Raw genomic sequence first — 20,787 nt, forward strand, 5'->3', positions numbered from 1 at the left:
GGCTACCCGCTGACGCGCTTGTAGGGGTCGGACGGCGCCGCGCCCGCGGCGACGATGCGGTTGCTCCACCCGTCCAGCTGCGCGGTCAGCGACGCGATGTCGTCGCCGATCGGGGCCAGCACCCGGGTCATCGCCTCGTCGGTGACCTGCTCGATGCGGTCGCGCTCGGCCCGGCCGGTGGCGGTCAGCTCGCCGTCGGCCAGCCAGCCGCGCTCGCGCAGGTCGGCGTCGGCGGCGTCCATGACCTCCGGGGCCCAGGCGCGGGTGCCGGCGTAGGCGCGGGGCTCCCAGCCGATCCAGTACTCGGTCACCAGGTTCATCTGCACGCCCGAGAGCCCCGCGGCGACGTTGGCCGCCTGGTGGGTGTCGCCGCGGTACTCGCGCAGGATGTTCAGCGCGTGCCACAGCTGGCCCCACGGGTCGGTCGGCCACTCCAGCGAGGCCAGGCCCGCCACCAGCGGCCGGCCGGTGACGTCGGCGACGGCGACGTCGGTGGCCCGGCGCAGCTGCGCGACGGCGGTCTCGACCTCGCCGGTCGGGACGTCGCCGAGCACCTCGTGCAGCGAGTCCACCGCGCCCTTCTCCCGGGCGGCCAGCACGTCCTCGCGCGAGGCGATCCCGCGGGCCTGGTCGTACAGGGAGGCGATCAGCCCGGGCTCGAACACCCCGAACGCGGCGACGACGACCGGCGGGGTGGGCTCGCCCATGGGCGCGGTGCGGCCCCAGACGTAGCCGGTCAGGAACTCCAGGCCGAGGGCCTCCATCGCGGCGTAGGCCGGCTTGCCCCAGAAGCCGATGGTGGCCAGCGGCTCGGCGGCGTCCCGCAGTGACCGGGCGGCGCCGGTGGGGATGCGCGGGGCGGGCCGGCCGGCGGAGGGCTCGGCGAGGAAGGCGGCGGACAGTTCGTCGTAGTCCACGAGTGTGGTCTCCCGGGTCAGTGGCGGAGGGTGGCGGACGGGAGCTCGCCGAAGCGGTCCCGGTACTGCTGGGCGAAGCGGCTCTGGTGGAAGAAGCCCCAGCGCACGGCGACGTCGGTGACCCGCACCGTGCTGGGGTCGGCGTGCACGAGCTCGGTGCGCACCCGGTCCAGCCGGACCCGGCGCAGGTAGCTCATCGGGGACTCGCCGTACTGCTGCTGGAAGGCCGCGTGCAGGGTGCGCACGCTCATGCAGCCCACCCGCGCCAGCTCCTGCGGGGTGAGCGCCTCGTCGGCGTGCTCCTCGAGGTAGGCGACCACCGGGGCGAGCCGGCCGTGCTCGAGGGCCCGGGCGGGGGCGGCGAGGGCGTCGGAGAACTGGTGCCGGCCGGCGTGCAGCAGCTGGGTCATCACGAACGCCTCGAGCTGCTCGCGGGCCAGCGGCATCTCCGCGAGCCCACCGGGGCGGTCGAGCTCGCGGGCCAGGAACTCCACCGAGTTCAGCAGCGACTGCCCGGCCGGGTCGGTGAGGTCCAGGCCGAAGTCGAAGTCGACCACCTCGGCCACCGACCGGCCGATCAGGTCGCCGAGGTGGGACTCCAGGCTGGCACGGGGGATCTTCAGGATCAGCTGCTCGGCGTCGGGGGTCCAGCGCACGGTGTTGCGCTGCTTGGGGTTGAGCACCGCCCCCGAGGTGCGGGCCTCGGTGCGGGTGCGGGCGCCGTCGGACCTGTCGGCGTCGGTGGAGCCCGCGGTGGTGAGGTTGACGTGGTAGCAGTCCTCGGTGGGTGGCATGACCAGCTCGGTCTGCGCACCGTAGGTCAGGTACCCGAGGGTGAAGTTCCGGTCCGTGACGGCGTTGAGGTGCATCGCGACCTGGTCCCCGCGTGCGGTCAGGTCGTGCTGGAGGTAGACCCGGGTGACGGCGTCCTGCGCCTCCTCGAGGCTGCGCGTGCCGACCACCGGGAACCGCGACAGGGGCTGGTCCACGGTCACCTCCGCACGGACGACGTCGTCTCGGATGTGGCACGGGCCACAGCTGGCGCCCGCAATCTAGGTCGTGCACCACCGGAACGCCAGCCGCTGGGCGCGCGGCGGTGTCCGCGCAGCGCACGGGGCGGATGCCGGGCTGCAGCATGCGGCTGGCCGGGGGCCCGGACGGTCGGTCAAGCTGGGTGCATGACCGCCACCCTCGCCAACGCTGCCGGCACCAGCACCGACGACGCCGCCCTCCGCGAGGTCGAGCAGCGGGTGCTCTGGCTGGCCAGCGCGATCGTGGACCACGCCAACCGGGTGCGGCCCAACCCGACCGGGCTCAAGGTGGGCGGCCACCAGGCGTCGTCGGCGTCGATCACCACGATCATGACCGCGCTGTGGCTGGAGACCCTGGGCCCGGAGGACCGGGTGTCGGTGAAGCCGCACGCCTCGCCGGTGCTGCACGCCCTGGAGTACCTGCTCGGCCAGCTGCCGGCGTCGGCGCTGACCACGTTGCGTGAGTTCGGCGGCCTGCAGTCCTACCCCTCGCGGCTCAAGGACCCGGTGCCCGCCGACTACTCCACCGGCTCGGTCGGCATCGGGGCCACCGCGCCGATCTGGGGCGCGATCGCCCGCCGCTACGTCAACACCCAGTTCGGCACGGGCGGCGCGGGCCGGCAGTGGTCGCTGGTCGGCGACGCCGAGCTCGACGAGGGCGCGGTGTGGGAGGCCGTGGTCGACCCGATGGTGGCCGAGCTGGGCGAGGTCTGCTGGGTCGTCGACCTCAACCGGCAGTCCCTGGACCGCGTCGTCCCGACCTTCGGCGCGACCCGGCTGCAGGGCATGTTCGCCGCGGCCGGCTGGCAGGTGCTCACCGTGAAGTACGGCGCCCTGCTCGAGGAGCTCTACACCCGCGAGGGCGGCCCCGAGCTGCGCGACCGGATCGACGAGATGACCAACCCCGAGTACCAGCGGATGCTGCGCCGCTCGGCCGGCGAGCTGCGCGAGCACCTGCCCGGGGACGGCGCCGGGGCCGCCGCGATCGCCGGCCTGATCGCCGGGGTCGCCGACGACGACCTGGTCGCCGCGGTGCGCAACCTCGGCGGGCACGACCTGGCAGCGCTGCGGACGGCGTTCGCCCAGATCGACGACACCCGCCCCACCGTGGTGCTGGCGTACACGCTCAAGGGCTACGGCCTGGCCATCGAGGGCCACCCGCAGAACCACTCCGCGCTGCTCACCGAGGCCCAGCTGCACGAGCTGGCCGACCGGGTGGGCGTGGACCCGGCCGACCCGTGGCAGCGCTTCGACCCGGCATCGGGCCCCGGCCGGCTGCTGGCCGCGGCCGCCGACCGGCTGCACCGCACCCCGCACCAGGGCGCACCGGCGCCGTCGGTCCCCGGTGACCTGGGCCGGACGCCGAACGGCACCGGCACCACCCAGGCCGCGCTGGGCCGCACGCTGCTGGACCTGAACCGGGCCGCGCCCGAGGCCGGCGCCCGCATCGTGACCGTCAGCCCCGACGTCTCGAGCTCCACCAACCTGGGCGGCTGGGTGAACAAGGTCGGCGTGTGGGCCGCCGAGGACCGGCGCGACTGGTTCTCCGACGACCCCGAGACGATCCTGCACTGGCGGGAGCGGCCCAGCGGCCAGCACGTGGAGCTGGGCATCGCCGAGGTCAACCTGGTCGGGCTGATGGGTGAGTTGGGTTCCACGTGGAACCGGTGGGAGCAGCCGCTGCTGCCGATCGGCGTCATGTACGACCCGTTCGTCTCCCGGGCGCTGGAGCCGTGGAGCTTCGGGGTCTACGCCGGGGGCCAGTCGATCCTGGTCGGGACGCCGTCGGGGGTGACGCTGGCCGGCGAGGGTGGCGCGCACCAGTCGATCACCACGCCGTCCATCGGGCTGGAGCAGCCCGGCGTCGTCACCTACGAACCCGCCTTCGCCCTGGACACCGAGTGGTGCCTGCTGGCCTCGCTGGGTCGGCTGGGCAAGCCGGGCGGGACCAGCGCCTACCTGCGGCTGTCGACCCGGCCGGTGGACCAGAGCCTGGCCGCGGTGCCGGAGGACCCGGCGGCCCGCGAGCGCCGCCGTCGTCAGGTGGTGGCCGGGGCGTACGCGCTGCGGCGGGTGCCCGACCCCGCGGTCACCGTGGTGACGATGGGTGCGCTCGTCCCCGAGGGGATCCAGGCCGCCGACCGGCTCACCGGCCTGGGCCACCCCGCCGACGTCGTGGTGCTCACCTCGCCGGGGCTGCTGTTCCGCGCGCTGCAGGCCCGCCGCGGCCAGGACGACGCCCCCACCGCGGTGCTCGACCAGGCCTTCCCCGCCGACCGGGCCGCACCGATGGTCACCGTGCTCGACGGGCACCCGCACACGCTGGCGTTCCTCGCGGGCATCCACCGGGTCCCGGCCGTGCACCTGGGCGTGACGCGGTTCGGGCAGTCCGGCGACCTGGCCAGCGTCTACCGGCACCACGGCATCGACACCGACTCGGTGGTCGCCGCCGCCCTCGACCTCCTCGACTGAGGCCCCCGCGCGGCCAGCGTTGATCAGGGGAGTTGATCGAAGTCCGTCCTCCTGCACGAAATCTGGTGCAGGAGGACGAACCTTGATCAGGGAGGTTGATCCACGCTGCGGCCGCGGGAGGTCAGTGGCGCAGGCCGTTCTTCTTCATGATCGGCATGACCTCGGCGCCGAACTCCTCGAGCTCCTTGGCGTAGTCGTGGAAGCCGAAGATGGCCCCGCCCATGCCGGCCTCGCTCAGCTCGTGGAACTGCTCGGCGACCTGCTCCGGCGTGCCGACCAGGTTGGGTCCGCCCCAGCCGGCGATGAAGCGCTCCTGGAACTGCTTGATCTGGCTGCCGAAGCTCTGCGACTGGATGCCCAGGACGTCCATGATGATGTTGGCGCCCGGCCAGTCGCCGGCGTCGATGATCGCCTGCTGCGCGGCCTTGGCCTCCTTCTCGGTCTCCCGGCAGATGACCAGGCAGTAGGTCCAGACGTCGATGTCGCGCTCGTACTCGTCGTTGGCCATCTGCTTGATGCCCTTGATGTAGGCCGGGGCCTCCTCGGTGGGCAGCGCGATGAGGTTGATGTCGACGTTCTTCGCGGAGAAGCGCTGGCCGGCGGGTGAGGCGCCGGCGTTCAGCAGCGCCGGACGGGGTGCCTGCACGGGCTTGGGGAAGGCCTTGGCGCCGTGGGAGGTGAAGTACGTCCCGTCGACGTCGAAGGTTCCCTCCTCGTTCCACAGCTTCATGGCGAAGTCCAGCCACTCCTGGCCGAACGCGTACCGCTCGTCGTGCTCCAGCTGCTTCTTGCCGAACAGCTCCATCTCGGGCGTGAACCAGCCCATCACCACGTTCATCCCGAACCGGCCGTTGGAGATGTGGTCGATGGTGGCGGCCATCTTGGCGCCGACGATGGGGTGGATCGTGGGCAGGTGGGTGGTGGTGAAGATGCCGATGTTCTCCGTCGCCTGCGCCAGGCCCGCGGCCCAGGTGTAGGTCTCGAAGCAGACGCCGTTGAAGTCGGTGTTGCCGCCGAAGCCGGTCCAGCGGCCCACCGGGACCATCGCCTCCATGCCCAGCCGGTCCGCCGTCCGGGCGATCTCGAGCTGCTGGTCCCAGGTGACCCGGAAGCCGGTGGGCGCGTCGCTCATGATCACGCCACCGGAGCAGTTGGACGAGAACACCCCCAGCTTCAGCTTCTGGTCGTTGAAGACCGGATTCTCGGTGACCGGCTTGTAGTGGCCGAGCAGTCCGTCGGCCTGGTGCATGGGCAGCGTCATCGATGACCTCCGCATCAGGGCGGCCGCGTCTCGACCGCCGCGGCCCGATGGTGTCGACGGTCACACCTGCCGCACCATCCGTTGCGCGCGACCCGGTGGCCGCCGCGCGCAGGGTTCAGACCAGGAAGCGGTAGGCCGTCGTGCCCGGGGCCAGGTGCTGGATGCGCAGCGGGCCGGCGGCGATGCGGGCCAGCAGCGGGGTGAGCCCGGCGGCGGCGCCGAGCTCGATGCCGACCAGCGCCGCGCCGGTCTCCCGGTTGTCGCGCTTCTGGTACTCGAACAGCACGATGTCGTCGTCCGGGCCGAGCACCTCGTCCAGGAACCGGCGCAGCGCGCCCGGCTCCTGGGGGAACTCGACCAGGAAGTAGTGCTTGAGCCCGCGGTGCACCAGCGAGCGCTCGACCACCTCGGCGTACCGGCTGACGTCGTTGTTGCCGCCGCTCAGCAGTGCCAGCACCGTCTGCCCCGGCTCCACGGCCACCGCGCCGCTGGCCAGCGCCGCCGTCGCGAGGGCCCCGGCGGGCTCGGCGATCACGCCGTCCACCTGGTACAGCTCGAGCATCTCGGTGCAGACCGCGCCCTCGGGGACGGCGACCAGCTCCACCCCGGCGTCCCGGATCAACGGGAAGGTGACCTCGCCGGCCCGGCGCACCGCGGCCCCGTCGACGAAGGTGTCGATCTCGGCCAGCGTGACCGGCTCGCCCGCCGTGAGCGCGGCGGCCATCCCGGCGGCCCCGGCGGGCTCCACGCCGACCACCCGGGTGGCGGGGGAGTGCTCCCGCAGCCAGGTCGCGCAGCCGGCCAGCAGGCCGCCACCGCCGACCGGCAGGACGACGACGTCGGGCGCGACCGGCAGCTGGGCCAGGAACTCGACGGCGACGGTGGCCTGCCCGGCGACCGTGGACAGCGCGTCGAAGGCGGGGACGACGACGGCGCCCGACGCGGTGGCCAGCTCGGCGGCGACCCGGGCCGAGTCGTCGTAGGTGTCGCCCTCGACCCGCAGCGTGATCGCGTCGCCGCCGAGGGCCGCGATGCGCTGCCGCTTCTGCTTGGGCGTGGTGCCGGGGACGACGACGGTGCCCCGGACGCCGAGGGAGGCGCAGGCGTACGCGAACCCCTGGGCGTGGTTGCCCGCGCTGGCGGTGACCACCGTGGTGCCCGGGTCGAGCTGGGCGATCGTGTTGTAGGCGCCGCGCACCTTGTACGAGCGGCCCACCTGCAGGTCCTCGCGCTTGGTCCAGACCTCGGCGCCGGTCAGCTGCGACAACCGCGGGAGCCGCTGCACCGGCGTCGGCAGCGCGATGCCGTCGAGCCGGTCGACGGCGTCGCGGACGAGGCGGGTGAAGTCCACGAGGGGACATCTTCCCCTGCCCGCAGTTGATCATCGTCAGGTGCAGGCCGGACGCGCCCGGCGCCGCGTGTCCTCAGCTGCGGATGACGATGATCAACGGGGCGGGGGAGGGGTGCGTGCGGCCCAGGCGGGGGCGGGGCCCACCCCCAGGCGCCATCTGGCTGCCTCCTCGCTGGGGCTGTGCGAGCCCAGGGCCAGGTTGAGGGCGCGCAGCTGGGCCTCGGTGACCAGGAGCTGGGCGCGGTCGCGCGGGGTGCGCGACGCCCGGCCCGGCACCCGGGCCAGCGGGGCGATGGTGGGGGAGACCAGCCGGGCGGCCCCGGCGGAGAACCCGGCGTAGACCACCTTCTCCGGCGCCGACAGCCCGGGCGGGCCCTGCAGGAAGGCCAGCAGGGCGTCGGGCACCGGCTCCAGCACCGGCGCACAGGCACGGATGGCCTCGGCCAGCTCGGCGCGGGTGTGCGGCAGGTCGGTGGCGCCCAACCGCTCGGCCGAGCGCGCCCAGTCGTGCACGTAGTCGTCGTGCCAGCGGCGGCCGTAGCGGGTCATCGACCGGCCGACGGCGTCCTGCGCGGCGAGGAAGGCGTCGGTGAAGGCCAGGTGCACCCAGCGCAGCAGGTCGGGGTCGCCGGCGGAGTAGGCGCGGCCGTCGGGGAGCGTGCCCTTCACCCGGCGGTGCATGCCGCGCACCCGGGCGGACTCCCGCTCGGCCAGCTCGGCCGAGCCGAAGGTGGTCACCACCAGCCAGCGGGCGGTGCCGGCCAGCCGCTTCCACGGGTCCTCGCGGTAGGCCGAGTGCCGCTGCACCCCGGCCAGCGCCAGCGGGTGCGCGCCCTGGCCCAGCAACGCCGCCACCCCGCCGACCAGCGTCGACAGGTCGCCGTGCACCCGCCACACCACGCCGTCCGGGTCGTACCAGCCCGCGCCGGAGCCGACCGTGGCGATCTCCCGGACCCAGTCCGGTGCGCCGGTGGGGTCCCCGGACACCCGTCCGCGGAAGGCGGCCCGCGCCGCGTCGAAGGGGTTCACCACCTCCCCATCGTGCGGGTTCAGCCGAGCAGCAGCAGGACGGCGGCGGCAGTCGCGGCGGCGGTGCGCAGCGTGTTCCACCGCGTCCACAGGCGCAGGTAGCGCGGCCAGGTGCCCGGGTCGCGCTCCAGCGCGTCGTTGAGCGGCACGTTCGCCGCGATGGTCACCCCGCCCGTGCCCACCAGGTACAGCGCGGCGCCCACCCGGTCCAGCGCCTCGGGGCCGACCACCAGCACCGCGACGCAGGCGGCCGCCGTCCCGAACAGCAGCACCATGAGCGGCGGGCGGACGGCGGCCACGTTCACCGCCCGCATCGCGCCGGCGCCGTCCGGGGCCCGGGCGAGGGCGGGCACGACGAACCCGCTGAAGGCGAAGAACACCCCGCCGACCAACGCGCACCCGACCGCGGTCAGCGTGCCCAGCAGCTCCACGCCCGCACCGTAGCGGGGTCAGAGGTCGTGCCAGGGGCCCTTCTCGGCGTTCCTGCCCGGCACCGAGGCGAACACGTTGCCCTCGGTGGCGGGCACCGAGTCGCGGGCCATGCCGAACACCTTCAGCAGCGGCCCGACCAGCGCGTCGTACACCGGCGGCGCCAGCCGGAAACCGGCGATGACCAGCGGGTTGGCGAACCCGGACTGGCGCAGCCGGCGGTGCGACCCGGCGACGTCGAGCACCGCGCGGGCGACCCGGCGCGGGGAGTACACCGGCGGCGGTGGGTGACCGGTGTTCCCGAGCACCGTCGCGGCCTGGTAGTAGATCGGGGTGTTCACCCCGCCCGGGGCGACCGCGCCGACCCGGATGCCGGGCACGTCCCGGGTCTCCTGCTGCAGCGTGCGGATCAGCCCCAGCTGGCCCCACTTCGCGGTGCAGTAGGCGCCCATCGTGGGCGCGGTGACCGAGGCCAGCAGCGAGCTGACGATGACCAGGTCCCCGCGCTGCTGGCGGCGGAAGGTCGCCAGCACGGGGCGGGCCAGGTTCGCCGTCCCCTTGATCGCGGTGTCGACCACGTGGTCGAACACGTCGGCGGGCAGGTCCTCCACGTCGCCATAGGCCATCACGGTGGCCGAGTGCACGACCAGGTCCAGCGCCCCGGCCCGGCGGACGACGTCGGCGACGGCCTCGCGGTCGTTGACGTCGCACGGCTCGACCACGACGTCGGCGGCGCCGGCGGCACGGCACTCCTGCGCCGTGGCCTCCAGCGCGGGGCGGCCGCGGGCGAGCAGCACGAGCGAGGCGCCCTCGGCGGCCAGGAGCAGGGCGGTGGCCCGGCCGATGCCGCTGGAGGCGCCGGTGATCAGGGCCGTGCGGGGAGAGGTCACCGCTGGCCCCTGCCCGGCCGCTACCGTGCCCACACACGGATCACCGGAGGCGCGCGTGTTCACCAAGGTCCTGGTCGCCAACCGCGGGGAGATCGCCGTCCGGGCGTTCCGCGCCGCCTACGAGCTGGGCGCGGGCACGGTCGCGGTCTTCCCGCACGAGGACCGGAACTCGGTGCACCGGCTCAAGGCCGACGAGTCCTACGAGATCGGCGAGCCCGGCCACCCGGTGCGGGCCTACCTCGACGTGCAGGCCGTGGTGGCCGCCGCCCGCCGGGCCGGCGCCGACGCCGTGTACCCCGGCTACGGCTTCCTCTCGGAGAACCCGGACCTGGCCGCGGCCTGCGCCGAGGCCGGCATCACCTTCGTCGGCCCCAGCGCCGAGGTGCTGGAGCTGACCGGCAACAAGGCCCGCGCGATCGCCGCCGCCCAGGACGCCGGCCTGCCGGTCCTGGGCTCCACCGAGCCCAGCGACGACGTCGACGCCCTGCTCGCCGCCGCCCGCGGCATGGACTTCCCCGTCTTCGTCAAGGCCGTCGCCGGCGGTGGCGGCCGGGGCATGCGCAAGGTCGACGAGGCCGAGAAGCTGCAGGGCGCCATCGAGGCGGCCATGCGCGAGGCCGAGTCCGCCTTCGGCGACGCCACCGTGTTCATCGAGCAGGCCGTGGTGAACCCGCGGCACATCGAGGTGCAGATCCTCGCCGACACCACCGGTGAGGTCATCCACCTGTTCGAGCGCGACTGCTCGGTGCAGCGCCGCCACCAGAAGGTCATCGAGCTGGCGCCCGCGCCCAACCTCGACCCCGAGCTGCGGGAGCGGATCTGCGCCGACGCGGTCGCCTTCGCCCGGGCCATCGGCTACTCCTGCGCCGGCACGGTCGAGTTCCTGCTCGACGAGTCGGGCAAGCACGTGTTCATCGAGATGAACCCGCGCATCCAGGTCGAGCACACGGTCACCGAGGAGGTCACCGACGTCGACCTGGTGCAGGCCCAGCTGCGCATCGCCTCGGGCGAGACCCTCGCCGACCTCGGCCTGTCCCAGGACACCGTGCACCTGCGGGGCGCGGCGCTGCAGTGCCGGATCACCACCGAGGACCCGGCCAACGGCTTCCGCCCCGACACCGGCCGGATCACCGCCTACCGCTCGCCCGGCGGTGCCGGCGTCCGGCTGGACGGCGGCTCGTCGATGGGCGCCGAGGTGGGCGCGCACTTCGACTCGATGCTGGTCAAGCTGACCTGCCGCGGGCGCGACTTCGGCGTCGCGGTGGCCCGGGCCCGGCGGGCGGTGGCGGAGTTCCGGATCCGCGGGGTGGCCACCAACATCCCGTTCCTGCAGGCGGTGCTGGACGACCCGGACTTCCGCGCCGGCCGGGTGACGACGTCCTTCATCGAGGAGCGGCCCGAGCTGCTCACCGCGCGGCAGTCCGCCGACCGCGGCACCCGGCTGCTGGCCTACCTGGCCGACGTCACCGTCAACGCCCCGCACGGCGAGCGGCCGCACCTGGTCGACCCCACCGACAAGCTGCCCGCCGCCGACCTCGCGGCGCAGCCCCCGGCCGGGTCGCGGCAGCGGCTGCGCGACCTCGGCCCGGTCGGGTTCGCCCGCGCCCTGCGGGAGCAGACCGCGCTGGCGGTCACCGACACCACCTTCCGCGACGCGCACCAGTCGCTGCTGGCCACCCGGGTGCGCACCAAGGACCTGATCGCCGTCGCCCCGCACGTCGCCCGCACCACCCCGCAGCTGCTCAGCCTGGAGTGCTGGGGCGGGGCCACCTACGACGTCGCGCTGCGGTTCCTGCACGAGGACCCGTGGGAGCGGCTGGCCGCGCTGCGCGAGGCGGTGCCCAACGTGGCGCTGCAGATGCTGCTGCGCGGCCGCAACACCGTCGGCTACACCCCCTACCCGACCGAGGTCACGACGGCGTTCGTGGACGAGGCCGCCCGCACCGGCATCGACGTCTTCCGGGTGTTCGACGCGCTCAACGACGTGTCGCAGATGCGGCCGGCGATCGAGGCGGTCCGGGAGACCGGGACGGCGCTGGCCGAGGTGGCGCTCTGCTACACCGGCGACCTGTCCGACCCCGCCGAGCCGCTGTACACGCTGGACTACTACCTGCGGCTGGCCGAGCAGATCGTCGCCGCCGGGGCGCACGTGCTGGCCATCAAGGACATGGCCGGCCTGCTGCGCCCGCCGGCCGCGGCCACCCTGGTGAGCGCGCTGCGCGAGCGCTTCGACCTGCCGGTGCACCTGCACACCCACGACACCGCCGGCGGTCAGCTGGCCACCCTGATGGCGGCCTGGCAGGCCGGGGTGGACGCCGTCGACGGCGCGGTCGCCTCGATGGCGGGGACGACGTCGCAGCCGCCGCTGAGCGCGGTCGTGGCGGCCACCGACCACACCGAGCGGGCCACCGGCCTGGACCTGGCCGCGGTCAACGACCTCGAGCCGTACTGGGAGGCCGTGCGGCGGGTGTACGCGCCTTTCGAGTCCGGGCTGCCCAGCCCCACCGGGCGGGTGTACACGCACGAGATCCCGGGCGGGCAGCTGTCCAACCTGCGCCAGCAGGCCATCGCGCTCGGCCTGGGCCAGCGGTTCGAGGAGGTGGAGGACGCCTACGCCGCGGCCGACCGGCTGCTCGGCCACCTGGTCAAGGTCACCCCGTCGTCGAAGGTGGTCGGCGACCTGGCACTGCAGCTGGTCGGCGCAGGGGTCGACGTCACCGCCTTCGCCGAGGACCCCGGGAAGTTCGACCTGCCCGACTCCGTCGTCGGCTTCCTGCGCGGCGAGCTGGGCGACCCGCCGGGCGGCTGGCCCGAGCCCTTCCGCAGCAGGGCGCTGGAGGGCCGGCGCGCCGCCGAGCCCGCCGCGGAGCTGTCCGACGGCGACCGGGCCGGGTTGCGGGACACCCCCCGACCGACGCTGAACCGCCTGCTGTTCCCCGCGCCCACCCGGGAGTTCGAGGCGCACCGGGAGACCTACGGCGACACCTCGGTGCTGCCCAGCAAGGAGTTCCTCTACGGCCTGCGGCGGGGCACCGAGCACGCCGTCGACCTCGAGCCCGGTGTCCGGCTGCTCATCGGGGTCGAGGCGGTCAGCGAGCCCGACGAGCGCGGCATGCGCACCGTCATGTGCACCCTCAACGGCCAGCTGCGGCCGGTGAGCGTGCGCGACCGGTCGGTGGACTCCGCCGTGAAGGCCGCGGAGAAGGCCGACCGCGCCGACCCCGGCCAGGTGCCCGCGCCGTTCGCCGGCGTGGTGACGCTGCAGGTGGCCGAGGGCGACCAGGTCGCCGCCGGGGACACCCTGGCCACCATCGAGGCGATGAAGATGGAGGCCGGCATCACCGCACCGCGGGCCGGCACCGTCTCCCGCGTCGCGATCGGGCAGGTGCAGCAGGTCGAGGGCGGGGACCTGCTCGTCGTCCTGGGCTGACGGGCCGACACGCCGCCGTTTGCGGTCGGGGTTGTCCCGGATGTCGGGCAGACTCGATCGCGCACCGCCGGGTGGCGTGCGTCCCGAGCTGGAAGACGGTGCTGGTGTGTCGGCTGCTGCCGTGGAACCCCTGACCCATGTCCTCGCGCGCTTCCAGCAGGTCCTGGGCGCGGGCCGCGAGGCCGACGAGGGCGCGCTGTCGGTGGCCGTCCGGTTCCTCCGGGGCGAGGAGCCCACCTGGCTGCGCCGCCGTCCCGACGCCGTCCGGCTCGACGTCCTGGTGGTCTGCGAGCTGCTGGCCCGCCGCCGCGGCTGACCCACCCGGTCGACGTGTCGACCGGCCGCGGACGGTCACCGAGGAACTTCCAGCGGCCTCCCAGGTTGCGCTCAACACCGGAACGACTTCGGCCGTTCACGGGGACGCCCGGGCGCTGGCCCGGGGATGCCGGGACCCCAGCCACGGGTCGGCATCGCGACCCGGAGGAGATCCCCGTGCCCCACCTGACCGGCCCCGCCCGCTTCTGGGCCGACCGCAGCGTCCGCGTCAAGGTCCTGACCGCCGTCACCGCGGCGTCGACCGTCGCCGTGACGATCGGCCTGGTGGGCGTCGACGCGCTGCAGGACAGCGCCAGCACCACCGAGCAGATGTACTCCGAGAGCCTCGTCGCGGTCAGCGCGATCGCCTCGCTGGAGAACGACGTCCAGTCCATCCGGGTGCAGAACCGCAACGCCATCCTGGCCGGCGACGCCGCCGGGACGCGGGCCGCCCTGGACGCCGTCGACGCCGCCCGCGCCCAGTTCGACGAGACGGTCGAGGCCTACCGCGCCACCGGCCTGGACGCCGAGCAGGAGCGCCTGGTCTCCGACGCGGTCTCGAAGCTCGACGACGCCGCTGCCGTCAGCGACCGGGTGCTCGTGCCCCTGGCCGAGGCCAAGGACTACGCCGGCTGGGTCGACGCCAACTCCCAGCAGGTCGGCCCGCTGTTCGACGCCGCCCAGGACGACCTGCAGCAGCTGGACACCATGGAGAACGAGGCCGCGGCCCAGGCCGCCGAGGACGCGCGGTCGTCGGCCACGTCGGCGCAGACCACCGACCTGGTGGTGCTGGTGCTCGGCGTGCTGCTCGCGCTGGCCATCGGCTGGTGGGTCGCCGCCGGCGTGGCCGGCCGGGTCCGCCAGGTGCAGGTCGCGGCCGACCGGCTCGCGGCCGGCGACCTCACCGTGCAGGTGGGCCTGACCAGCAAGGACGAGCTGGGCCGGATGGGGGCGTCGCTGGACCAGGCGCTGGCCCACCTGCGGGTGGTGATGGCCCAGGTCGCCGGGTCGGCCGACGCGGTGGCCGCCTCCAGCGAGGAGCTGTCGGCCTCGGCGGCGCAGATCGCGGCGTCGTCGGAGGAGACGTCGGTGCAGTCCGGCGCGGTCTCCGGTGCCGCGGAGGAGGTCTCGCGCAGCGTCGCCACCGTCGCCGCCGGCGCGGAGGAGATGAACGCGTCGATCCGGGAGATCGCGCAGAACGCGAACCAGGCCGCCCGGGTCGCCGCCGAGGCGGTCACCGAGGCCGAGGCGACCAACGCCACCATCACCAAGCTCGGCGTCTCCTCGAAGGAGATCGGCGACGTGGTCAAGGTGATCACCAGCATCGCGGAGCAGACCAACCTGCTGGCGCTCAACGCCACCATCGAGGCCGCGCGGGCGGGCGAGGCGGGCAAGGGCTTCGCGGTGGTGGCGAACGAGGTCAAGGAGCTGGCGCAGGAGACCGCGCGGGCGACGGAGGACATCGCGCGGCGGGTGGAGGCGATCCAGGCCGACACCGGGGGTGCGGTGGCCGCGATCGGGCGGATCGGCGAGGTGATCGGGCAGATCAACGACTACCAGCTGACCATCGCCAGCGCGGTCGAGGAGCAGACGGCGACCACCAACGAGATGTCGCGCAGCGTGGCCGAGGCCGCGGGCGGGACGACGGAGATCGCCGCCAACATCACCGGCGTCTCCACCGCCGCGGACTCCACCACCCAGGCGCTGTCGCAGACCCGGGTGGCCGTCGACGAGCTGTCCCGGATGGCCGCCGACCTGCGCACCAGCGTGGGCGCCTTCACCTACTGAGGCGCTCAGCCGCCGGGGCGGACCTCCACGTGGGCCCGCACCCGGCGGCCGGTGGTGTCCAGCCAGCCGGCCCCGGCGGCGTACTGCACCATCGCGGCGAACCCGTCCGCCCAGGCCGGGTCCCCGGTGTCGGCGCGGGAGCGCAGCTCGTCCACGTCGAGCCAGACGTGGTCCCCGTCCAGCTCGCCCAGCGGCCCGAGGGCGGCCTGCCACCCGTCGCCGTCGGGCGCGCTGACCCGCAGGTCGGTCAGGACGTCGGGGGCCTGCACGGTCACCGTCGTCCGGTCGTCGTCCACGTGCACGATCACGGGTGCCTCCAGGGGGATCGGCTGGACCCCGGGCCCTACCCCCGGTGGGGTGGGCCTCAGACGGCGAAGCGGGCCTCGTCCTCGCGGATCGCGGGCAGGCCGATGGTCTCCAGGAACCCGCCGAAGTCGCCCATCGGGGCGCCCTCGGTGGAGGAGGTCCGCTTCAGCGTCGACAGCGCCGTCTGCATGGCCTGGGTGGCGGCCAGCAGCGTGCTGATCGGGAACAGCACCAGCGAGAAGCCCAGCTCGGCGACGGTGTCCATGGTCAGGCCCTCGGTCGCACCGCCCTCCACCCAGTTGAACAGCAGGTGGTGGCCCTCGAGCTCGGTGGCGACCAGCTCGACGTCCTCGGCGGTGCGGGGGGCCTCGACGAACAGGACGTCGGCGCCGGCGTCGGCGAACCGCAGTGCCCGGTCGATCGCCGCGCGGGTGCCCTCGACCTGCGCGACGTCGGTGCGGGCGATGACCACCAGGTCGGGGTCGGTCCGCGCGGCGACGGCGGCACGGACCTTCGACACCGCCTCCTCGACGTCGACCACGGCCTTGCCGGTCATGTGCCCGCAGCGCTTGGGCGAGACCTGGTCCTCCAGCTGCAGCCCGGCGACGCCGGCCTGCTCGTACTCCCGCACGGTGCGGACGACGTTGAGCGCGTTGCCGTAGCCGGTGTCGGCGTCGGCGATGAGCGGGACCTCGACCGCCTGCGCCATCCGGCGGGCGTTGTCGGTCATCTCCGCCCCGCCGAGCAGGCCGATGTCGGGCCGGCCGAGCAGCGAGGCCGACGTCCCGAAGCCGGTCATGTAGACGACGTCGAAGCCGGCCTGCTGCACCAGCCGCGCGCTCAGCGCGTCGTAGGCGCCGGGGGCCACCAGCGGACCGGGGGCGGCCAGCAGCTCACGGAGCCGGGCGCGCGGGTTGGTGCGGGGGGCGACGAACGAGGTCACGGAGGTCCTTTCCACGAGGAGCGGGCCGACGGGGCTCCCGCACGGGGGAGCGGGAGCCCCGCCGGCGTTCAGCCGAGCAGCGGCTTGACCTTCTCGCCGAAGGTCCTCACGCCCTGCTCGAAGTCGTCGAAGGTGAACATCATCCCCTTCACGCCGGGCATCTTGGCGACCTCGTCGATCTGCCGGGCGACGGTCTCCGGGGAGCCCACCAGGGTGGCCATGTTGAAGTTGACCGCGCCCTCGGGCAAGTTGATCGTCCGCGCGGTGCCGCCCTCGTCGGCGGTCGTGTCCTTCGAGCCCTCGTCGGCCATGTAGCCCAGCGCCGCCAGGTCAGCGCCGTCGTGGTAGCTCCTCCACTTGGCCTGGGCCTCCTCGTCGGTGTCGGCGATGATCGCCATGAACAGCGGCAGCGAGCCGACGTCCCGGCCGGTCTTCGCGGCCGCCTCGGCGAGCTTCTCGGTGGGCTCCCGGTAGGTCTCGGGGGTGTTGATGCCCGGGGAGAGGATGAAGTTGTAGTCGCCGTGCTCGGCGCAGAACCGCATCCCGCGCTCGCTCTGGCCGGCGCACACGATGTCCACGTGCCCGCTGGGCTTCGGGGACAGCTTGCAGTCGGTCATCTGGAAGTACTGCCCGTCCAGGTCGCAGGTCCCCTTCTCCCAGAGGTCGCGCAGCACCTGGACGTACTCGGTGGAGTAGTCGTAGCGGTAGCCGAAGTAGTCGTCGCCGGGCCACAGGCCCATCTGCGAGTACTCACCCGACGCCCAGCCGGACACGATGTTGACGCCGAACCGGCCGGGGGCGATCGAGTCGATGGTGGTGGCCATCCGCGCCACCAGGGCCGGGGGCAGGGTGAGGACGGCGGTCGACGCGTAGAGCTTGATCCGCTCGGTGACGGCGGCGAGGCCGGCCATGAGGGTGAAGGACTCCAGGTTGTGGTCCCAGAACTCGGTCTTCCCGCCGAACCCGCGCAGCTTGATCATCGACAGCGCGAAGGCGAAGTCCTGCGCCTCGGCCTCCTGCACGATGCGCTTGTTGAGGTCGAAGCTCGGCATGTACTGGGGTGCGTTCTCGCTGATCAGCCAGCCGTTGTTCCCGATCGGGATGAAGACGCCGAAGTCCATGACCGTTGCTCCGCTTCTCTGGAAGGTGGGTGTTCCGGCGCCTGTGCCGGGGTCTGGGGCGATCAGCCGGCGGCGCAGGCCTCGGCGAAGTCGCGGGCGGAGCCGCCGTCCCCGAGGGACAGGACGGCGGCGAGCACCCGCTCGGTGGTGGCGTCGTCGGCGACCGGGGCCATGGACTCCCGGTACTTGGCGACGACGTCGGCGTCGGTGAGCGGCCGGTCGGCGTGGCCGCGGTTGACCTGCTCGCGGTGGGTGAGCACCCGGCCATCGGCGGTGGTGACCTGCACCCAGCCGGAGTAGGCCTGCGGGAAGGCGCTCTCGTCGTCCGGGACGACCTCGACCTTCCGGGCCAGGGCGAGCACCTCGGGGTCGCGCAGCGCCTCGTCCGAGAGCTCGGCCAGGGTGAACCGGCCGCGGGCCAGGGCGGTGGAGACGATGTAGGGCAGCGAGAACTTGGCGTCGTACTCGTCGCGCGGCGCCCACTTGGCCGCGGCGGGCTCGCAGACCACCTTGCCCGGCACCGGGTGGATGGCGCACCGAACGGACGCGACGTCGGCGGCGGTGAGGCCGTGCTCGGCGCGCAGCAGGAGGACGGCGTCGGCGAAGGCGTGCGCGAAGTGGCAGACCGGGTAGGGCTTGACGGCCGTCTCGGGGGTCTCCCACCGCTGCCCGAGGCCGTCGGCGACCAGCTCGGGGTGGGTGTCCCGGCCCGCGAGGTGGCTGGCGAACAGGCCGAACCGCCCCTCGTACACCGCCTCGGGCCCGCTCCAGCCGGCCTTCGCGAAGGTGGCGGCGGTGATGCCGGACTGCGCGGCCCAGCCCGGGTGCAGCCGCTTGGTCCACGACCCGTCCTCGAGGAACTCCAGCAGCCCGGCGGCCATCGAGCCGACCACGCCCTGTGCGGCGACCAGCTGGTCGGCGTCGAGCCCGGCGATCTTCCCCGCGGCGACGGCGGAGCCGAACGCGCCAGCCACCGCGGTGGGGTGGAAGCCCAGGTCGTGGAAGGCGCCTGCCCCGGCCAGGCCGACTCTCGCTGCGACCTCCACGCCGAGCACGTAGCCCAGCAGGAGGTCGCGGGTGGAGGCGTCGGCGGCGACGGCCGCGCTGATGGCGGCGGGCAGGGCCGCGGCGGAGACGTGGGTGACGGCGCCGATGTGGGTGTCGTCGAAGTCCAGCCCGTGCACGAGGACGCCGTTGAGCACGGCGGCGTCGCGCGCGGACAGCCGCGTCCCCGAGCCGAGGGTGGGGACGTCGCCGGTGCCGAAGGTGGCCAGGGCGTCGGCGGCGACGTCGGCGAACGGGTGCGCGGACGAGGCGAAGGCCAGGCCCACGGCGTCGAGCACGAGGTGGCGGGCGCGCTGCAGCACGGGTGGGGGGACGTCGTCCCAGGTGGTGCGGGCGACGACGTCGGCGACCTGTCGGGCGATGCTCATGGGGCTCCCTCCTGTGATCGCGACCATAGGTCAGACGTTTAGGGCTGGGAAGACCCCAGCGCCCGGAACCAGGCCACCCCGTCGGGCACGACGTCGGCGTACCGGGCGTCGAGGTCGACCAGCGCGGCGTCGTGGATGGCGGTAGACCGGTCGGCCACCGCGTCGGCCAGGACGACGGGGGCGTAGTCCAGCGAGGCGGCGTCGACGACGGTGGCCCGCACGCAGCCGGCGGTGGTGAACCCGGCGACGGCGAGGGTGTGCACGTCCAGGTCGTGCAGCAGGTCGTCGAGGTCGGTGCGGACGAAGCCCGAGGCGCGCTTCTTGGTGACGACGGGCTCGCCCTCGGCGTAGCCGACGCGGGGGTCGAACCCCGCCAGGTCCGCGCCGGGGCGCAGCTGGGTGAGCGCGGGGGCCTTCGCCGTCCAGACCGGGCCGAGGTCCTCGCCCTCGTCGAAGACGACGCGCAGCCAGACGACGGGTACGCCGGCCTCCCGAGCCGCCGCGGCCGCCCGGCCGCAGGCCAGCGCGGCGTCGTCGACCGCGGGGTCGAGGGTGAACAGCTTCTGGCAGTCGACCAGGACCAGGCCGGGGCGCTCGGTGGTGTCCAGCCGGCCGACGCCGACCCGGACCGCCTCGGCGGTCACCCGGCGAGCCCGGTGGCCACGGCGCCGGCGAACCGGGCGAGGCGGACGCCCTGCAGCCGGCAGGCCTCCAGTGAGACGTCGTCGGGGGCGGCGCCGGAGCGGGAGACGAACGAGCCGCCATAGGGGTTGCCCGACTCCTTCATCAGGTGCCGCTCGCCGTAGCCGAGGGGCAGCACGAGCGAGCCCCAGTGGTAGAGCACGTTGTTCATCGCCAGGATCGTGGACTCCAGGCCGCCGTGGCCGGTGCTGGCGCTGGTGAAGGCGGTGCCGACCTTGTCCGCGAGCTTCCCCTGGAACCACAGGCCGCCGGTGGTGTCGAGGAACTCCTTGAGCTGGCCCGAGGGCAGGCCGAAGCGGGTGGGGCTGCCCAGTGCGATGCCGTTGGCCCACTCGAGGTCGTCGAGGGTGGCCGTCTCGTAGGTGGCCGCGTCGACGAAGGCCTGCCACCTCGGGTTGGCCGCGATGGCCTCGGCGGGGGCGAGCTCGGGGACGATGCGCAGCCGGACCTCGGCACCGGCCTCCTCCGCGCCCTTCCCGATCGCCTCCGCCATCGCGGCCAGGTTGCCGGTGGCGGAGTAGAAGACGACGGTGATGCGGGGGGTGACGGGCACCGGGGGAGCTCCTCTGCTCGGGAGGCTCCATCCAAGTGTCAGACGATTGGCGTCGTCAACGCCCCCGGTGTCAACACCGTGTGAACCCGTCCCGCTGGCAGACTGCGCAGGGTGACCGGCCCCGCGTACGCCGTGCTGGCGGGCAGCATCCGCGCCCGCATCCTGTCCGGCGAGCTCGTGCCGGGGGAGCGGCTGCCCAACGAGCAGGAGCTGTCGGCGGAGTTCGGGGTCGGCCGGTCCACGGTGCGCGAGGCGCTGCGGTCGCTGGCCTCGCAGGACCTGATCCAGACCACCCGCGGGGTGTCCGGTGGCAGCTTCGTCAGCGTGCCGACCGCGGCGCACCTGTCGGCGCACCTGGAGACCGGGGTGGCGCTGATGGCGGCCGCCGAACGGGTGACGGTCGGGCAGCTGATGTCGCTGCGCCACCTGCTGGAGGTGCCCGCGGCCGGCGAGGCGGCCAAGCACCGGACCGACGAGCAGCTCGACGACCTGCGCCGGGCCGAGTTCGACCCCTCCGTGGACTCCGGCGACGCGACCTACGCGGCGAACCAGGACTTCCACCTGGTGCTGCTGCGGGCCACCGGCAACCCGCTGCTGGAGGTCATCACCGCACCGCTGTTCCGGGTGCTGGCCACCCGGTTCGGCCGCGACCACGCCCCGGACGGCTTCTGGGCCTGCGTCGCCGACGACCACGCGGAGCTGCACGACCTGGTCGCCGCCCGCGACGCCGACGGCGCGGTCACCGCGATGCGCCGCCACCTGGACCACCTGACCGGCGCGTACCAGCAGATGGACCGCCTCAGCCGCGGGTGACCG

18 protein-coding genes are annotated in these 20,787 nt (G+C 74.1%); 5 read left to right on the forward strand and 13 right to left on the reverse strand.

All coding sequences use genetic code 11. From position 1 onward, the window contains the following. Window positions 1-2 precede the first annotated feature (2 nt). Together BM158_RS02680 and BM158_RS02685 are read right to left on the reverse strand one after the other, a co-directional pair. The gene (locus BM158_RS02680; RefSeq protein WP_091554476.1) at window positions 3-917 is read right to left on the reverse strand and encodes an SCO6745 family protein; all 915 of its coding nucleotides are present in this window, start codon (window positions 915-917) and stop codon (window positions 3-5) included. Between the two features lie 17 nt (window positions 918-934). Beyond that, entirely contained in the window at window positions 935-1,906 is a 972-nt protein-coding gene (locus BM158_RS02685) for an AraC family transcriptional regulator (RefSeq protein WP_207506122.1), read from the reverse strand. Between the two features lie 189 nt (window positions 1,907-2,095). Here BM158_RS02685 and BM158_RS02690 point away from each other — a divergent pair, with 189 nt between their 5' ends. Further along, window positions 2,096-4,420, forward strand: coding sequence for a transketolase-like TK C-terminal-containing protein (locus BM158_RS02690; RefSeq protein WP_091554479.1), 2,325 nt, complete (start codon window positions 2,096-2,098; stop codon window positions 4,418-4,420). Window positions 4,421-4,541: 121 nt separating this feature from the next. On the opposite strand, the gene BM158_RS02695 is transcribed toward BM158_RS02690, so the two are convergent. From BM158_RS02695 to BM158_RS02715, 5 genes are all read right to left on the reverse strand, one after another. Further along, window positions 4,542-5,681, reverse strand: a complete 1,140-nt coding sequence (locus tag BM158_RS02695; protein ID WP_091554481.1) for an LLM class flavin-dependent oxidoreductase — start codon at window positions 5,679-5,681, stop codon at window positions 4,542-4,544. Between the two features lie 115 nt (window positions 5,682-5,796). Then, window positions 5,797-7,032, reverse strand: a complete 1,236-nt coding sequence (ilvA, locus tag BM158_RS02700; RefSeq protein WP_091554483.1) for a threonine ammonia-lyase IlvA — start codon at window positions 7,030-7,032, stop codon at window positions 5,797-5,799. Between the two features lie 93 nt (window positions 7,033-7,125). Next, window positions 7,126-8,064 (reverse strand): oxygenase MpaB family protein, encoded by a 939-nt coding sequence (locus BM158_RS02705; protein ID WP_091554485.1) that lies wholly within the window; start codon window positions 8,062-8,064, stop codon window positions 7,126-7,128. Between the two features lie 17 nt (window positions 8,065-8,081). Continuing rightward, a complete protein-coding gene (locus BM158_RS02710) occupies window positions 8,082-8,492 on the reverse strand; it encodes an anthrone oxygenase family protein (RefSeq protein WP_091554487.1) in 411 nt (136 codons plus the stop codon). An 18-nt stretch (window positions 8,493-8,510) separates the two neighbouring features. Then, window positions 8,511-9,380 (reverse strand): SDR family NAD(P)-dependent oxidoreductase, encoded by an 870-nt coding sequence (locus BM158_RS02715; RefSeq protein WP_229827496.1) that lies wholly within the window; start codon window positions 9,378-9,380, stop codon window positions 8,511-8,513. A gap of 55 nt (window positions 9,381-9,435) precedes the next feature. Here BM158_RS02715 and BM158_RS02720 point away from each other — a divergent pair, with 55 nt between their 5' ends. The 3 genes from BM158_RS02720 (at window position 9,436) to BM158_RS02730 (ending at window position 14,913) form a co-directional block, all read left to right on the forward strand. Continuing rightward, window positions 9,436-12,810 (forward strand): pyruvate carboxylase, encoded by a 3,375-nt coding sequence (locus BM158_RS02720; protein WP_091554491.1) that lies wholly within the window; start codon window positions 9,436-9,438, stop codon window positions 12,808-12,810. A gap of 121 nt (window positions 12,811-12,931) precedes the next feature. Continuing rightward, complete coding sequence (locus BM158_RS02725) at window positions 12,932-13,126, forward strand: hypothetical protein (protein ID WP_091554492.1); 195 nt, start codon at window positions 12,932-12,934, stop codon at window positions 13,124-13,126. Window positions 13,127-13,302: 176 nt separating this feature from the next. Beyond that, the gene (locus BM158_RS02730) at window positions 13,303-14,913 is read left to right on the forward strand and encodes a methyl-accepting chemotaxis protein (protein ID WP_229827495.1); all 1,611 of its coding nucleotides are present in this window, start codon (window positions 13,303-13,305) and stop codon (window positions 14,911-14,913) included. A 5-nt stretch (window positions 14,914-14,918) separates the two neighbouring features. Here BM158_RS02730 and BM158_RS02735 read toward each other — a convergent pair whose 3' ends face one another. The 6 genes from BM158_RS02735 to wrbA all read right to left on the reverse strand — a co-directional run bounded on the left by BM158_RS02735 (window position 14,919) and on the right by wrbA (window position 19,971). After that, window positions 14,919-15,221 carry a hypothetical protein gene (locus tag BM158_RS02735; protein WP_091554494.1) on the reverse strand — a complete coding sequence of 101 codons (303 nt, stop codon included), beginning with the start codon at window positions 15,219-15,221 and terminating at the stop codon, window positions 14,919-14,921. Between the two features lie 56 nt (window positions 15,222-15,277). Further along, the gene (locus BM158_RS02740) at window positions 15,278-16,162 is read right to left on the reverse strand and encodes an isocitrate lyase/PEP mutase family protein (RefSeq protein ID WP_191328571.1); all 885 of its coding nucleotides are present in this window, start codon (window positions 16,160-16,162) and stop codon (window positions 15,278-15,280) included. Window positions 16,163-16,230: 68 nt separating this feature from the next. Beyond that, window positions 16,231-17,283 carry a pyrimidine utilization protein A gene (rutA, locus tag BM158_RS02745; protein ID WP_091554498.1) on the reverse strand — a complete coding sequence of 351 codons (1,053 nt, stop codon included), beginning with the start codon at window positions 17,281-17,283 and terminating at the stop codon, window positions 16,231-16,233. A gap of 62 nt (window positions 17,284-17,345) precedes the next feature. Then, window positions 17,346-18,716: an MmgE/PrpD family protein gene (locus BM158_RS02750; protein WP_091554500.1), complete on the reverse strand. Its 1,371-nt coding sequence runs from the start codon at window positions 18,714-18,716 to the stop codon at window positions 17,346-17,348. A 38-nt stretch (window positions 18,717-18,754) separates the two neighbouring features. Continuing rightward, a complete protein-coding gene (locus tag BM158_RS02755) occupies window positions 18,755-19,360 on the reverse strand; it encodes an isochorismatase family protein (RefSeq protein ID WP_165628814.1) in 606 nt (201 codons plus the stop codon). Further along, complete coding sequence (wrbA, locus tag BM158_RS02760; RefSeq protein WP_091554503.1) at window positions 19,357-19,971, reverse strand: NAD(P)H:quinone oxidoreductase; 615 nt, start codon at window positions 19,969-19,971, stop codon at window positions 19,357-19,359. The genes BM158_RS02755 and wrbA overlap by 4 nt, the downstream gene beginning before the upstream one ends. Before the next feature lie 111 nt (window positions 19,972-20,082). Between wrbA and BM158_RS02765 the strand changes: the two genes are divergently transcribed. Next, window positions 20,083-20,784 carry a FadR/GntR family transcriptional regulator gene (locus tag BM158_RS02765; RefSeq protein ID WP_091554505.1) on the forward strand — a complete coding sequence of 234 codons (702 nt, stop codon included), beginning with the start codon at window positions 20,083-20,085 and terminating at the stop codon, window positions 20,782-20,784. Window positions 20,785-20,787 lie beyond the last annotated feature (3 nt).

Source organism: Klenkia taihuensis, assembly GCF_900112525.1.
GTDB lineage: Bacteria > Actinomycetota > Actinomycetes > Mycobacteriales > Geodermatophilaceae > Klenkia > Klenkia taihuensis.